The organism is Maribellus sediminis (assembly GCF_011799805.1).
GTDB classification, from domain to species: domain Bacteria; phylum Bacteroidota; class Bacteroidia; order Bacteroidales; family Prolixibacteraceae; genus Draconibacterium; species Draconibacterium sediminis_A.
In genome coordinates this window covers 19,251-34,374 of record NZ_WXUB01000004.1, presented here as the reverse complement: position 1 = coordinate 34,374, position 15,124 = coordinate 19,251, and the positions used below count along the sequence as shown (strand labels likewise).

At 40.1% G+C, this 15,124-nt stretch carries 12 protein-coding genes; 6 read left to right on the top strand and 6 right to left on the bottom strand.

Going from position 1 to position 15,124, the window contains the following annotated elements:
• Window positions 1–6: 6 nt before the first annotated feature.
• The 3 genes from fucP to HFD85_RS15180 all read right to left on the bottom strand — a co-directional run bounded on the left by fucP (window position 7) and on the right by HFD85_RS15180 (window position 4,478).
• The gene (fucP, locus tag HFD85_RS15190) at window positions 7–1,302 is read right to left on the bottom strand and encodes an L-fucose:H+ symporter permease (RefSeq protein WP_167611684.1); all 1,296 of its coding nucleotides are present in this window, start codon (window positions 1,300–1,302) and stop codon (window positions 7–9) included.
• Window positions 1,303–1,421: 119 nt separating this feature from the next.
• A complete protein-coding gene (locus tag HFD85_RS15185) occupies window positions 1,422–2,504 on the bottom strand; it encodes a mannose-1-phosphate guanylyltransferase (RefSeq protein WP_167611681.1) in 1,083 nt (360 codons plus the stop codon).
• Window positions 2,505–2,609: 105 nt separating this feature from the next.
• Entirely contained in the window at window positions 2,610–4,478 is a 1,869-nt protein-coding gene (locus tag HFD85_RS15180) for a heparinase II/III domain-containing protein (protein ID WP_167611678.1), read from the bottom strand.
• A gap of 187 nt (window positions 4,479–4,665) precedes the next feature.
• On the opposite strand from HFD85_RS15180, the gene HFD85_RS15175 reads away from it, so the two are divergent.
• Together HFD85_RS15175 and HFD85_RS15170 are read left to right on the top strand one after the other, a co-directional pair.
• Window positions 4,666–5,112: a hypothetical protein gene (locus HFD85_RS15175; protein ID WP_206081988.1), complete on the top strand. Its 447-nt coding sequence runs from the start codon at window positions 4,666–4,668 to the stop codon at window positions 5,110–5,112.
• 4 nt (window positions 5,113–5,116) lie between these two features.
• Window positions 5,117–5,446 carry a hypothetical protein gene (locus HFD85_RS15170; protein WP_167611675.1) on the top strand — a complete coding sequence of 110 codons (330 nt, stop codon included), beginning with the start codon at window positions 5,117–5,119 and terminating at the stop codon, window positions 5,444–5,446.
• Window positions 5,447–5,504: 58 nt separating this feature from the next.
• On the opposite strand, the gene HFD85_RS15165 is transcribed toward HFD85_RS15170, so the two are convergent.
• From HFD85_RS15165 to HFD85_RS15155, 3 genes are read right to left on the bottom strand one after another with little or no spacing between them, the layout of a single operon-like run.
• Window positions 5,505–6,344 (bottom strand): N-acetylmuramoyl-L-alanine amidase, encoded by an 840-nt coding sequence (locus HFD85_RS15165; RefSeq protein ID WP_167611672.1) that lies wholly within the window; start codon window positions 6,342–6,344, stop codon window positions 5,505–5,507.
• Window positions 6,341–6,844, bottom strand: coding sequence for a holin family protein (locus HFD85_RS15160; RefSeq protein ID WP_167611669.1), 504 nt, complete (start codon window positions 6,842–6,844; stop codon window positions 6,341–6,343). Before HFD85_RS15160 ends, HFD85_RS15165 begins: the two co-directional genes overlap by 4 nt.
• Before the next feature lie 29 nt (window positions 6,845–6,873).
• The gene (locus HFD85_RS15155; protein WP_167611666.1) at window positions 6,874–8,508 is read right to left on the bottom strand and encodes an amidohydrolase family protein; all 1,635 of its coding nucleotides are present in this window, start codon (window positions 8,506–8,508) and stop codon (window positions 6,874–6,876) included.
• Window positions 8,509–8,936: 428 nt separating this feature from the next.
• Between HFD85_RS15155 and HFD85_RS15150 the strand changes: the two genes are divergently transcribed.
• The 4 genes from HFD85_RS15150 (at window position 8,937) to HFD85_RS15135 (ending at window position 15,112) form a co-directional block, all read left to right on the top strand.
• Entirely contained in the window at window positions 8,937–9,191 is a 255-nt protein-coding gene (locus tag HFD85_RS15150) for a hypothetical protein (protein ID WP_167611663.1), read from the top strand.
• 100 nt (window positions 9,192–9,291) lie between these two features.
• Window positions 9,292–11,187 (top strand): B12-binding domain-containing radical SAM protein, encoded by a 1,896-nt coding sequence (locus HFD85_RS15145; protein WP_167611660.1) that lies wholly within the window; start codon window positions 9,292–9,294, stop codon window positions 11,185–11,187.
• 92 nt (window positions 11,188–11,279) lie between these two features.
• Complete coding sequence (locus HFD85_RS15140; protein ID WP_167611657.1) at window positions 11,280–13,922, top strand: hybrid sensor histidine kinase/response regulator transcription factor; 2,643 nt, start codon at window positions 11,280–11,282, stop codon at window positions 13,920–13,922.
• Between the two features lie 239 nt (window positions 13,923–14,161).
• The gene (locus HFD85_RS15135) at window positions 14,162–15,112 is read left to right on the top strand and encodes a hypothetical protein (protein ID WP_167611654.1); all 951 of its coding nucleotides are present in this window, start codon (window positions 14,162–14,164) and stop codon (window positions 15,110–15,112) included.
• Window positions 15,113–15,124 lie beyond the last annotated feature (12 nt).

The following is a 15,124-nucleotide window of genomic DNA, read 5'->3' as shown; positions in this document are numbered from 1 at the left end:
ACTAGTTTAATTTTTAATTGCCCGGTAGGTTCTAAAACCGTAAATAGCAATCACTACAAAACAGATAAACGGCAGGATAAATGAAAAATTCACAGCCGGCAAAAATCCAATGGTCTCCTGATCAATAATAAATCCCTGCAATGGTGGCATCAGCGCACCGCCTACGATTGCCATAACCAATCCCGCAGCTCCAAGTGTGGCATCGTCGCCAACGTCTTCCAGTGCGATGCCGTAGATAGTCGGGAACATTAGCGACATAAAAGCAGAAGTAGCCACCAAAAAATACAATCCTGGCATTCCCTGAATAAGGATGACTCCTGTTGTTGTCAGCATTCCGCCAACTGCAAAAATGGTAAGCATAAACCGTGGATTCAGGTATTTCATCAGCGCGGTACTGATAAATCGGCTTGCAATAAAAATGGCCATGGCAACAATGTTGTAATTTTGCGCCTCAGCTTTTGGTATTCCTAAATTATCAGCATACTGAATAATAAATGTCCAGCACATGATTTGTGCACCTACATAAAATACCTGCGCGATTACACCTTCACGATAAATTTTATTCCTGAATAATCTTTTCGCTGAGTGCCAGGGATGAATTTCATGATCGGCACTTTCGCGTTTTGGCATTTTCGCTACAGCAATAACAATCAGCATAACGATGACCACAAAACCAAGTATAACATATGGATTGCGAATTACGGCCAAATCGTTTGTACGAATAACCGCTTTTTCTGCGGCACTTAAAGTATCAAATATCAGGTTGCCTGCAGCGTCCCTCTTATCCGACTCAAGTGAGGACAAAATAAGTTTTGAAGCCACAAACATCCCCAAAATCGATCCCATGGGATTGAATGACTGTGCCAGATTCAAACGGCGTGTGGCAGTAGCAGGGTCCCCCATCGATAGAATATAAGGATTGGCGGTAGTCTCAAGAAAAGCCAGACCAAAAGTCAGGATATAAAGTGAAACCAGAAAGAAACCAAAAATCTCGAACTGAGCAGCCGGGAAAAACAGCAAAGCACCTATCGCGTACAAAGCCAGTCCGATAATAATTCCAAGTTTGTAAGAATAACGTTTTATAATGAGCGCGGCCGGAATGGCCATAGTAGCATATCCTCCGTAGAAGGCAAATTGCACCATTGCAGCTTTAGCATTCGAAATTTCCATTACCGTTTTAAAGGCAGCAACCATGGGATTTGTAATATCATTGGCAAATCCCCAAAGAGCAAACAAACTGGTAATCAGAACAAATGGAACAAGAATTTTCTTGTCCACAACAACCGTTTTCGGGTCTTTCATCGTTTTATTGGTTTTAGTTTTTTATGACAGGTGACAAATATGAAAAATTAAACGAAAATGACTAACCTGTACCTACCTGTTTTTTTCGATTTTTCAGAATATGAATCCGTAAAAATGAATTACAAAAATTCATCGTGCTTTCCTGACTTAAGCTGTTCCACTACTTTTTTCACATCTTCGGCACGATCTCGTTTACATACAAGGGTGGTATTTCCATTCTGAACAACAATAACATCCTCGAGCCCCACTACTGCAACCAATCCTTTATCGGAATACACGTAAGAGTTTTTGGTATCCACCAGCACCGTTTCTCCTGAGCCGGCATTTCCGTTTTCATCTTTTTTATCATCTGTTAGATAAACCGATTCCCAGCTTCCAAGGTCGTTCCAGTCAAAATTTCCTTCAACCAGGTAAATATTGTCGGCGTGTTCCATAATTCCGTAATCAACTGAAATGCTTTCCACTGCCCGGTAAATGGTATCCAGGGTTTGTGGGTAAGTTGGATTTCCAAAATCAGCCTGTATTTTTCTAAGGTCTGCATATAGCGCGGGAGCAAACTTTTCAACAGCTTTAAGAAAAACCGAAACTTTGAACACAAACAGTCCGCTGTTCCAGTAAAATCCACCTTGCTCGAGGTAAGAAGTTGCCGTTGCCTCATTCGGTTTCTCCACAAAACGTTCCACTTTAAACTGCGGAATCTTTGCATCACCGGTAATGTCCTCGTCGGTTTTCACATAACCGTAACCGGTTGCCGGATAGGTTGGACTGATCCCAATGGTCACGATCCCGTCGCGCTCGTCGGCGATTTTTACAGCTGCAAGCACGGTATCTTTAAAAAGCTCGGTATTTGTGATTAAATGATCGGATGGCGCAACAACCATAATGCCATCCTTATTCTCCTGCTCGGCATACATCGCTGCAAGCCCGATACAAGGCAGTGTATTCCTCCCTATCGGCTCATAGATCAGGTTCTTCTTTGGTAACATTGTGGCCTGCTTTTCAAGCACTTCAGCCTGTGTAGCACTCGATACAATGTAAATGTTCTCTTCAGGAGTAAAGCTTGAAAACCGTTTGATGGTATCCTCAAGCAAGGAATCTTCTCCAAAAATATTCAGGTATTGTTTTGGTTTGCGTGTTTTACTTCGTGGCCAGAATCGTGTTCCCGAACCACCCGCCATTATTAAGGTGTATATGTCTTGCATGTTGTGACTTTATTTTTGAGATCGTCTAAAATAAAGCTATTATCTGAATAACACAATTTCAGCTACTTCGAAATCCGTAAAAGTCAGGGATGCCCGCTCAAATGATCATTCTCCGCTGAGCCTGACTTTTATTTTTACCTCGTCGTTGCCGATAGTCCATGCCGGAATACGCAACTCAATTCTTTTCAAACCGGGTATTTGCCGGTCGAGTTTCAGCGGTGCCGGATCTAAAGAAACCAGCGAAACCGAAATATCAGGATGAGACAGATTTTCGAGTTTCAATGTTTTTCCATCTTTTTTCAATAAAGCACCTCCTTCAACGATTTCCACATCTGCAGTCGTCATTAGTTGCCAGGTAATCAACTCTGTTTTATCCGATTTTACGATTTCATCTTCAATTAAAACCGATACCGGGCTGTCTTTCGTGAATGACCTTGCCGCTTTAGCAACAACATCTCCGAGTGTTGCGCTCATATCGTAGCTCACCAGGGGTCGATCTCCGTCTTCAAAATCCGTAATAGTAACAAGGCCATCAGTACGGTGTAGCGAATCGTTGATACTTATGGTACTGTGCCCGAAATTACTTTTTGTAAGCAAGGTCCAGCGCTGGCTTTTCTGGCCCTTGTTCCATAGATCAAATCCGGCTTGCTCCAGGGTATTGTAATCCTGATTTCCGGGATCAACCACCCAACGTACGCCGTTGAGTTCAAAAACAAATGATCCTCCATCCATATTTCCGTGGTTCACCATTCCACGGCCACCCTTCGTACCCAGGTAATAACCATGTGGATCATTCTCGCCTCCGGTAAAAATCGCTATCGGGTTATGCCCCTCCCCCTTCCAGGCTGTTGGTGGTGTAACTGCGACATTTTTTTCAAACTGCGACAACCATACCAATGAAACGCCTGCAAGTCGTGTTTGCTTTTCCATCTTGTCTGCCGGTTGTAAAAATCTTGAACGCTCGTAAAACGTTTCATTGCCCGATTTCATGGCAAACCATGCTAAAATTAAATCGCCGTTTTCGCTTCTACTGTCGCCGCAGTCAGCAAAATTGTAATACATTCCCGAAGGTGCATTTGTAAGCACGCGAAAAACAGCACTCTCTTTAAATCCCGGGAAATCCCAGTGGCCAAAATCATTTCCAAAAGCACTTTCGAGCATGGCAGCAATCGTCACCGAAAAACTGGTGCCGTAATCCCAGTACGTCGATCCTTCGGGATAAACGCCATCGGGCAAATATGCAGCCATGGCATTGGGCAGACCATCGAGTGCACGTGCAATAGTTCTTGCAGCCAGTTCCGGTTCATCCTCTGCCACGGTAATAGCAGCAGCTATCATTCCTCCGTTACAAACCTGGTTCCAGTTATTATCGCCGTTTGTCCACCACAACGGTTTTTCATTATCGGGCCAGCTTGGGTTCAATCCCTTTTCAACCAGTGCCTGTTTAGCGATTTTAATTGTCGACGGCGGCAGATCTCCGGCAGTCCAGTCGAGTGCCAGGGCAACCGCCAGCGACATTTCTGCCACGTCCAGGAAATGCGACGGATTCCAGTCGCTAAATGCACATACAGCAAGCACCTCATCATTTATTCGTTGTAAAACCTGCTGGTCCTTTTCAATGCGATAGACAAAAGCCAGCATATTTATACGGTACAACATTTCGCGAGAAGTACCTAACAGTCGCCGTCCAACCATCTTACGCGTTAACAGTTCTTCATCAAAAATGCTTTCGGCGTTGAGTTGAATAGCGGCATACATATTCTGCAAAACCGGGTCGGTTTTGAGTTTCTTTTTCAGGTCCTTTTCCAAATCCCGATTCAGCACCAATCGGGGTTGCGATTTTCTAAGGTTCTTTTTCAGGTATTCCAAACTCATAGGATTGTCGAGTTTTGGAAGATCTTCTGCAAATGTGTTTGTGAACTTGAATAGGAAAACAAAAATCAGAAGTAGGCGATAAACATTTTTTGATGACATAAAGAATAGATTTAGTTGAGACTTTAAATGTAAATAATTTACTCAACCGGGATCAAATATTCTGCTCTGAAATTTATACGAAACGCCTTTCCCCGATTTGAGTCATCTTATTGAATTGACTTCCAAGCAATTTTCCGTAAATTACATAATGAATCCATTAAATCACGATTCGACTAAAATTTTCGATATGCAAAACATGATTTCAACTAAACAACTGGGGCAAAAACTTCTGCTGCTCAGTTTTTTTATTGCGTTTATCAGCTGTGCCACAATATCGCAGTTCGATCAATATGCTTATGTACAAACCACCTCGTTAAAGGTTGACGCGCTGCAAATCATGGATCTGGCGGTTGAAGCTTACGATGATCATACTGATGAAGTGTTGAAGCTAAAAGCCGATCTTCAGAAAATTTATGAATACGAAAAGAACCGCCCCAACAATGCGATCACGCTGGAAATGTGGGAGAAAATGCTAAAGGAAGACGGCAATTTAATTGGCGGATTTCTTGCACGATGGGAAGAAAAAGGAACCCAAAGTAAAGTTTTTATAAACGAAGCCAAAAAGATTATCGGACCAGCTTTCGACCAGATCGCCCAGCTTGAAAGTAAAAAAATTAAACCTTCAGAAATTTAAAATTATGGCATCGATAGATATTGAACAACTACTAAAAGAATTGAAAGAAGAAAGTGCGGCATTGGCCAAACAGGTTTTCAAAGAACTTAAAACCGACGCCGAATCCGATGCGCTGGACCTGATCGGTTCATTGGAAGAGGATATTAAATCCTGGACATTAATGCTGGCAAAAGGTGAGCTCACAAAAGACGAATTTGAATGGCTGGTGATGGCCAAAAAAGATCTGATTGAGATGATCGCACTGAAACATGCCGGGATTTCGCTGATTAAACTCGACGAACTAAAAGCCAAGCTGCTTAACCTTGTTATCACCAAAGTTTTTAGCCTGATATAAAAACACCTGTCAGCAATTCCGACAGGTGTTCTTTATGATTGAAATATTTCGGAAATTATCACACGGTTTTTAACCACTGATTACTTACCCATCCTTCGATATCAGCTTTTACATACGACCAGCCTCCCTTGGTTTGGGTAATTCTGACCTTGGTACCCTTTGGAAGCGGATTAGAAACCAATGACGCGCTTGTTGCCGGCCTCGATCGTATATTGAGGTTATCGGCCATAACAAGTGCGGCATCATCCAACAACTCATCGGGCTGGTCGGGAACATCTTCGTTGCGACCAAACAATGCCCGGTTTCTCAACGATTCCATCGGAAATGCCGGCCCGGGATCACGTTTTCTGGATGGTGCAATATCATCGTGTCCAACAATCTCGGAGATGCCGTATATTTCAACCAAAGCAAGGCAAATCTCCTCAACAATTTCAATTTGTTCAGCAGTGTATGCTTCCCAGCCGCGCTCTGCCGAATCGAGTTTATGTTTAGCCAAAACCACATTTTTATTCGGTACCAGCTTACTAAAATTAGTCATATAGCCTTCGGCTGTCTGTGTCAGTATCCCTGCATTATCAATTTCAATTCCAATGCTGTATTGATTCAAACCACTTCTTCCCTTCCATGAACTCGCTCCGGCATGCCAGGTACGAATATTGAAAGGCGCCAGCTGGATAATCTCTCCCTTCTTCCCTACAACTAAATGTGCAGAAGCTTTAGCTTGAGGATTCTGCAACCATTTTGCCGAAGAAGCTGCCGAACTCCCCGCCGTGTAGTGAATCACAATGGTATCCGGAAGCCCGGTGTTAAACGGCCCGGAAACATTGGGCGTTTCCTGATACGAAATCTTGAGCTTGGCATCAGGATCTTTGAGTTTATGGTCTTCAATTGTTATCATCCTTCTGCTTTATTGATTGTTGTTGGTACTTTATTTGCTCCTGAACCTGTCATATAATTGGTCAGTTTGTTCGTTATACCCATTTTCTCAGCCGATCGTCCAACACCATACACACCAACCACTGTTCCCCAGGCCCACCAGAATTCGTTGGGCAGTTGAATGTCGGGCATTTTATCCGCTCCGGAAATATAGGCGATAACCGGTACTATTACATAGACCAGGAAAATAAACAGCATACCGGCATAAACGATGGTCGGCCGTGCACGTTTGGTGTAGTTATCTCCTTGCGTGAGTTCGGCCTTAATAATCTCCTGCCGGGCATCCAGTTCTTTTCGATAGGTTTCTTCCAGCTCGCTCTCCAGTTGCATCATTCTGCTTTGCATCTCAAGCTTGAATTCCTGCTTTTCTTCTTTACTCAGAGTAAATCGGTCAATCACATTACTAACACTGTCTACAACGTCGGTAATGCCTTTGCTAAATAGTTTCTTAAACAATTCCATATTTATAAGTTTTGTAGTTAGAAAATGTCCTATATAAAATGTTTTGTAACGAAGTCGAATGCGTTGTCGAAACAAATTTTCTTTACAAATTTTTCGGTGCTGAGGCCGAACAGTAACATGTCTTTTTCGGGATCCTTATCTATTTCGCGAACGAGGTCGGCGGCAAGTTTTTTGAAATCGAGAACAGTTGGATACTCATTCAAAGGATCGATAAAACCATCGAAATCAGTCCCCAGACAAAAGGTGTTTACAATTTCCTTTTTCGATTTAATCTCAGGATCGTCAGAAATGATGACAGCCTTCATCATCGATTTTATATTCTGCCATACATATGAAGCATGAGTTTCGTTCTTCTTGATATCGCCTTTTGTAACTCCGAGAACGCGCTGATCGAGATTTATACCCACAACCCCGTCAGTTTTGAATATCGTTTTTACATCTTCATCACAAATATTGATGTTCCAGTTGTTGAATTTATGCCCGTAACGTTCGCTGAAATCTCCATTCTTTTCTTCGGGCATCCGGGCAATCAGTTCATCCAGTTTCTCTACTCCCGAATAGGCAACATGACTGGCAATGACCGGTATCGGGTGGGCGGTCTTTAAAGCCGGTAGTACAAAGTCGTTGTAGTATTCTTTTCGGGCCTTCGCACTTAAATGTTTAACATCGATCAAAATTCGACGCCCGTATTTTTCAGAAGCAAATTTTCCATCCTCATCTATCGCCAGTAAATAGCGTAACACTTTTTTCCCTTTCTCGGTAATTCCCGAATTCATACCTTCCGACTGATCGAGCAACAGGTTTCCTGTATCGGGGATGCTATGCGCATGGCCGGCCAGGTAATTGTAAAAATGGTGTGTAAAAGTGATAAAAAACAGAGGCTGTTCCCAGCTCTTTATTTCGGCCAGTTTTTGCTCAATAGCTTCATATTCTTCATTACTGTTGAAAACATTCGCTCCTTCAATGGTGAGTACAAATGCAGTTTTATCGTCCTTTATCAGCCGATCGACTTCAGCACCATTTTTAGCAATCTCATACGTTCCGGTTGCTTCTAAATCTCCGGCGTATTTTGCCAGTATTTTTTTCTTACTTACAAAAAGCCGCTTCGGAAAGGGAATGTATAACTCAGATTCCGTAAGCAATTCATTTCGCTTTAACAAAAACTCGCGTTCTTCTTTTAACTCCTCGAAATAATCGTAATGCCGGCTTTGTACAAAATTTACCCGGCGCAACGGTATTTTCATGTAAACAGCCTGGATAAAATCACGTACGGCAATTCCGCCTCCTTCATCGTTTCCAATAAACTGAAGTACATGGTTTAAAACTGAGCTTACTGCTTCATTCAGTAAATTATCGCCGAGGTATTTTTTTAGGTTGCGGGCTACAATTTTTTTTGAATCGCTTCGTCCGGTTACCCACCCCCTTTCAAGTGGATACAGGGACACGAAAGCCAGTTTAAGGTTTCCGTTCATGATTTTCGCCAGGTCACATTGTGTGTAGGCGGCTGCACGTCTACCTTTTTCTTCAGCTTTTTGTTTTGGAAGAATTATCCACCATGGATTGTACCGGCTGTTTATCTCGGGCCTGCGATGTTTATGTAGCCAGTTGAAAGAACGCATATGAGGGTGGCAATGCAGGTCAGCAAATCTATCAAATTCACTCATTCCAATGGGGTTTTAGTTGTAACACTATAGATAACAAGATACTTCTGATACTAAAGTTCAGAATACACAAATGCAACGATTTTAAGCGTCTGTGACTTTTAACCGGGTTCATGATTATGGTTGTCTATTTTCGTAAAACTTCTGCTTACCCCGGCTATATCACTGTAATACAAGTTACTTAACTCGCAGCACAATTACAAATTATGAGACGCCTGCAAGCCATTCGAAGAGCTATAAAATACTTTTTAGTTTTATTTTATTCACTGAAAATCAGACACGACTTCATCAGTTATACGAACATAGTTTTAATTGACAATATGAAACCTTTGTAAATCAAGTACGTTAAACAATTCATTTCGAACGCATAATAAAATAAAATCACATTTAAGTAATTCAATTATTAACCAAAAATCAAAGGAGGATAGAAAATGCCAGATCGAAAGAAATTCAAATTCAAAATTAAGGGTGACGCATTGCATGTTTCAGAAGATTCAAGCAAGCTAACTACGTTTACAGGAGAAGTAAACCAATGGTATGATGCAGTAGGTCGTCCAAGTTTAATTGAATGGTTCGCGAACAAAAAAGTAAAGGATGCATCTTATCTGGAGGACTTCAATTTCGAAGACCGTGTTGAAGGAGTAGAAAAAGAAGCCAAACCAGAAGACATAAGTACCTGGATTTAAACCAACTATTCACATCAAGATCAATAAGTTAAAATCAGATCATATTGTTCTAATACCACCAATTATTGATTCTTCATTAAAGGGGAGTCAAGAAGATCTGTTGCCCCTCGGCTTATTAAGCCTAGTTTCGGTCATCAGGTCAGCCGGGTTTCAAGCTACTATTATTAATCCACAATTGTTAGTTCTCGACAAGCAAAAATACAAGCTTCTTGCTCAAAGGATACTTGAACATAAACCAAATATTGTAGGCTTCTCAACTTGGTGTATCAATTATCCATTCTCATTGTTGATTGCTGCTGAAATAAAAAAGGAAAATCCAGAAATAACTATTCTTTTTGGAGGTCCTCAGGCATCAATTTTACCCAAGTTAACATTACAAAAGTTTCAATTTGTAGACTTTGTCTTAGCCGGCGAAGCAGAGTTGACTCTTCCAATATTCTTAACAGAACTTAATAAAATAACCTCTGACTGGACGACAATTCCCGGCCTGAGTTATCGCGCGCGTAATGGGATAATTTTAAGTAACAAATATGATAAAACTGTTGATGATTTAGATGCTCTTCCAATACCAGCTTACGATTTAATTCCAAATGCGAGATGGCTTAAAATTGATGTTGGAAGGGGATGTCCTTTTCGTTGTGTATTCTGCTCTACAAGTGATTTCTTTTCGAGAAAATACAGAGTTAAAACTACAGATAGAATTGTCTCAGAGATGTTACATGCATATTCGCAACGCAAAATAAGATCTTTTAGTTTTGCTCACGACATGTTTACCTTCAGTAAAGTTTTTGTATTCGAACTTTGTGAGAAACTAATTAGAATTCAACAACAACAGGGAATTGAATTTAAGTGGACTTGTTCCGCACGTGTCGATTGTGTTTCGAAGGAAATGTTGATTGCGATGCAAAAAGCAGGTTGCACGGATATCTTTTTCGGGATTGAAACAGGTTCTAAAAGGATGCAAAAAATTATTCAAAAGAATCTGAATTTATTAGAAATCTACAAGGTTACTGAAATTTGCAAACAGATAAAGATCAATGTACATGCTTCTTATATAATAGGTTTTCCCGAAGAATCTAAATCAGATTTAAATGACACATTGAAAAGCATCTTGATTTTATCATCAAATGCTGTATTAACCCAAGCTTCAGAATTAACAATTTTACCAGGTACACCACTTTATGCATCTCAACTTGACAACTTAAAGTTCGACGGAAGATTCTCAAATTTTTCAAGAAATGATTGCGGACCAAAAGAGATGGAATTAATCAAAAATCATCGGGAAATTTTTAGTTCATTTTATTTCTTGCCAGTTGATACAATAACAAGATTTGAGATGCTTTTTTTACGTAGCCTAATTAATAAAAGCAAAAACTTCAGAAATACACTCTTCTTGCTGGCTAAATTTATTTTAAAGCGAATTGAGAAAGTGGATCTGGTAAATATTCTAAAAAAGGAATGTGGAAAGATTGACAGATCTAATTTAAACTTGGAGTCTATAACATTATACAGCATAAACTATATTGAAAAATTGATAATTAGAGAGAAAGCAATCGAAAGCCTACCGTATATTATGGATGTATTTTCATATGAATCATATTGTGCCATGCTAAAAACAATGTATTTTCAACTGAACATGCATTCTTCCATGTCAACAAACCGAGAAATTGACCAGAAAACAATAATCTACGCTACACCAATCTGGAAAGTACTAACGACAAAACATCAGCTTGAAAAAGTAACACCAGAAGACAACTCCTGGACAATGAATTCCGATGGCACGAGTATTGGAAATTACTATTATCTGTTAGTTGCAGTTTCGAATACTTCTTGCAACAGAATCGAAATTAAGGAAAAAGAAAAGTATCTTTTAGACCATCTTTCGAAACTTTATTTTTCTGATTATGTAAACAAGGTTAATTCTGTCGCTTCTGAAGAGGAAGTTCTTATATGGATCAATAAAATGAGGAAACTGGGAGTGGTAGAAATTTTATAGACCTGATGAAAAATATCCATTTCATATTTATTTTTTGTTTGTTATTGCCTACATTTTCATTACCACAACAAGCTAATAATCCAAACCAAAGTTTGGATTCACTTTTCCAAAACTACGAAAAGGAAAAAGATGATTCGATTCGATTTAAAATTCAGCATGAAATCGACATTGCACTATCTGAACTGGATAAAGACACAATGTTATCAATTTTAGCAAATCTCGCTCAATTCTCAGAAGAAAACGAATATTCCGGCAACGCGGCTCTTTCCTACTACCTCATAGGCAGAGAACTAAGAAAAAGCGGGGAATACATAGGCAGTTTTGAAGCTTACAATAAATCAGAAGGGTACTTTGAATTACTGAAGGATACTAAAGGTCTTGCTCAGGTTTATAACGGACTGGGATCACTTTTCAAAAATTTGAATAATTATGAGGAATCCTATAACCAATATGTCCATAGTTTACAGCTTTACGAAGAACTAAAAGACAGTAGCTGGATTGGATCGATATGCTTAAATATAGGAGGAATGTTTGAGGAAGAAGGGAAACTTGATTCTGCATTGCTTTATCTTAAGAAATCACAGAAAGTACTAAAACTGGTTGACGAAAAAAATAGCTTGCTCAACTGTTACATTAATTTGGGAATTGTTTTTGAAAAAGACAACAAACCCGATTCTGCTTTCAAGTATTTTGTAGAAAGTTATGATTTGGCCTCAATTGATGAAAATCCACGTGCTAAATTCAATGTTAGTTTCTATCTTGGTAAGTTCCTGCTCGACCAGAATAGTATCCCTGCTGCTGAAACCTATTTAGAAGAAGCCAGACAAATAGCAAATGGCTACGAAAACAAGAACCTTCTTGCGGAAGGCGATTTGGCCAGTTTTAATATTGTACTAAGCCACTACTATGCAACCATAAAGGATTTTGAGAAAGCCTATTTTTATTTAAGAAAATCGATAGACTACGACACCGAAGAAAAAATTGATGTCGCCAGACGTGAGTATAATAAAATGGAATTCAAATTGGCTGAGCAGGAGGCTATCCGGAAACAAAAAAGCCGAGAAACACTTATTGCAGTTGCAGTGGCCATTATTTTTCTTACTTTAATTCTTCTGGTAGCCATTTACCGAAGTTACAAACACAAGCAAAAAGCCAATCGCTTACTTACCGAAATGGATGACCTGAAAACAAAACTATTTTCGAATATCTCGCACGAACTACGTACACCGCTCACCCTGATTTTGGCTCCGCTTGAGCAAATGCTTTCAAAAGAAGCTGAGAAAGCTCCGTCGCGAAAACAGATCAAACAAATGCGTAAAAATGCCAATGCCATTCTTGAACTTGTTAACCAGATGCTTGACCTGTCGAAAATAGATGCCAAAAGCATGAAACAGGAGCTGGTAAACTCCGATATCGTTTCTTTTATCCGGGCACATTTTGCAGCCTTTTCGACACTCGCCAAACAAAAAGACATCAGTTTCAACAGTTATACCCCGCCTGATAAAAAACTACGTTTATTCGATGCCTCAAAACTGGAAAAGATCATCAACAACCTGGTTTCGAATGCGCTGAAGTACACTCCCGAAGGCGGGCAGGTGTTTTGTTTTGCCAACTTTCCAAAGCCAAACCTGCTCGAACTTATTATTCAGGATACCGGGAAAGGAATTCAACCTGAAGAACTTTCCAGAATCTTCGATCGTTTTCACCAGGTCAGTAATTCAACCAGTCAGCAAAATATTGGAACGGGAATAGGCCTTTCATTGACCAAAGAATTGGTTGAACTCATGTACGGGCAAATTAGCGTGGAAAGCATAGTTGGCGAGGGCAGCAAGTTCAAAGTGAGTTTGCCGCTGGGTAAGGAACACCTGCAAAACGATGAATATGTCATCCTCGAAAATTATTCGGCCCAAAGTGCCCCGGTATTTACTGATGATGAAGAAACACCAAACTGTAATGAATCACCTGAGGCTAGCAGAGAGAATTTGCCTGAACTATTAATCGTGGAAGATCACCCGGAAATCAGCGAATTTATCCGCGAAAACCTGCATGCATGTTACCATGTTGAAACAGCTGCAAACGGGAAACTAGGATTTGAAATGGCGACAGAACAAATTCCTGATCTGATCATTTCGGATGTGATGATGCCCGAAATGGATGGAATTGAAATGAGCAGAAAAATTAAAGCCGACGAACGGACCAGCCACATCCCAATTATTTTGCTTACCGGGAAAGCGAGCCACGCAGACAAAATGCAGGGTCTGGAAACCGGTGTTGATGCCTTTGTTCCGAAACCTTTTAACATGAAAGAATTGCGGCTGAGGATTGAAAAGATAATTGAACAGCGCCAAAAATTACGCGAGCGTTTTAATAAAAACCTGAAGCTGGAACCGAAAGACATTGCCGTAAGTTCTGCCGATGAGAAATTTATCGATAAGGTAATGGAGTTGATCGAAAAAAATATGAGCAACACTGAATTTGAAGTCAACCAGTTGCAGGATGAGCTATTGATGAGCCGTACCCAACTTTTCAGAAAAATAAAAGCGCTTACCAATCAATCGCCGGGAGAATTTATTCGCACCATTCGCTTGAAACGGGCAGCCAGTTTGTTGGATCAAAAGTTTGGAAATATTGCCCAGATCACCTACGAAGTTGGTTTTAATAATCCCTCCTATTTTGCAAAATGCTTTAAAGAATTGTTTGGAATGTTGCCATCAGAATACATGAAAAAGGAATAAAATTTCCAAAGTGCATTCATTTTCCCATATTCCCATTTTTCTTAATTCCCTAAGAAATGAAACACCAGTTGCAGCATTTGGGACTTTTGTGTTAGACGTCTGAAACTCGCTACAATAAAGCTTTTCCCATGAATTTTCTGTTGCATTCTTTGAAACTTCGGTGGTAGAATCGCACCCTCCTTTCGCCCTACCTTTGAATTGTAATTTTCGAAATCATTAAAATCAAGGAGGAAATAAAAATGAAAACACGGATTAACGAATTTCAAAGGAAACAGGAAAAAAGCAATCGTATTATGATGGTAGTAATGCTTATTTGCGGAACGCTATTACTTGCATCAGGATTTATTCGCGCAGAATCGTTCCCTACAAAAGCCGATACCAATAATTATACATTGCTTAAATCAATCGAGGCCCGGTTTGCAACGGTTCATACCAATACATTAGAGGTCGACAAACTTAGAATGGTAATATTGAATAATAAGCAGACTGCACTGGCTCAGGCATTAAGTGATCTGACAGACATTGAAGAACCGGGCATGTTGTTCGAAGATATCTCTACCATAACTGATTTTCAGAAAAGTTATTTTAATGAAAACAACGACAAGCCTTTTGTTACCCGGGAAAACGCTTACCTCAATGAACTGTATGCACAGAAAAATGAAGAAGTTTTTGCAAATCTGGAAAACGAAAGAAGCACCCGAGAGTTGATCGCAAGGGATAATGAGAAAGATCTTGCTTTGGAAAGCTGGATGCTTACCGACAATTTATTAACATCAAACAAAGCATGGAATGACAACTTCGAGGAATTTTTAAGCGACCTGCTTGATAAGAAAATTGAAGAAGTTGATCGGGAAATTGAAGCCAACAGGATCTTAAACGACTTTTTGGCCTTTGAATTAAAAGATGAGCCACTGAAATTAGAAGCATTTATGATGGAAGATTTTTCCCCCTCTCCGATTAATACCGGCATTGCAGAAAACAGCTACCTGTTGGAATTGCTGGCAGCTAAAAACGAAGCTGTTTTCAAAGCTATCGAGTTTGAAAGGATGTATATGGAATTTCTTGCTGAAGCCAGGGAAGAACCACTTGAACTGGAAGACTGGATGATAGATGAAAGATGCTGGTGCCTGAAAAAAAAGCAGAGCAACCACCTCTACTCTGAGCCTTATGCCATGAACAACAATGAATAGAAAAATGCTCTG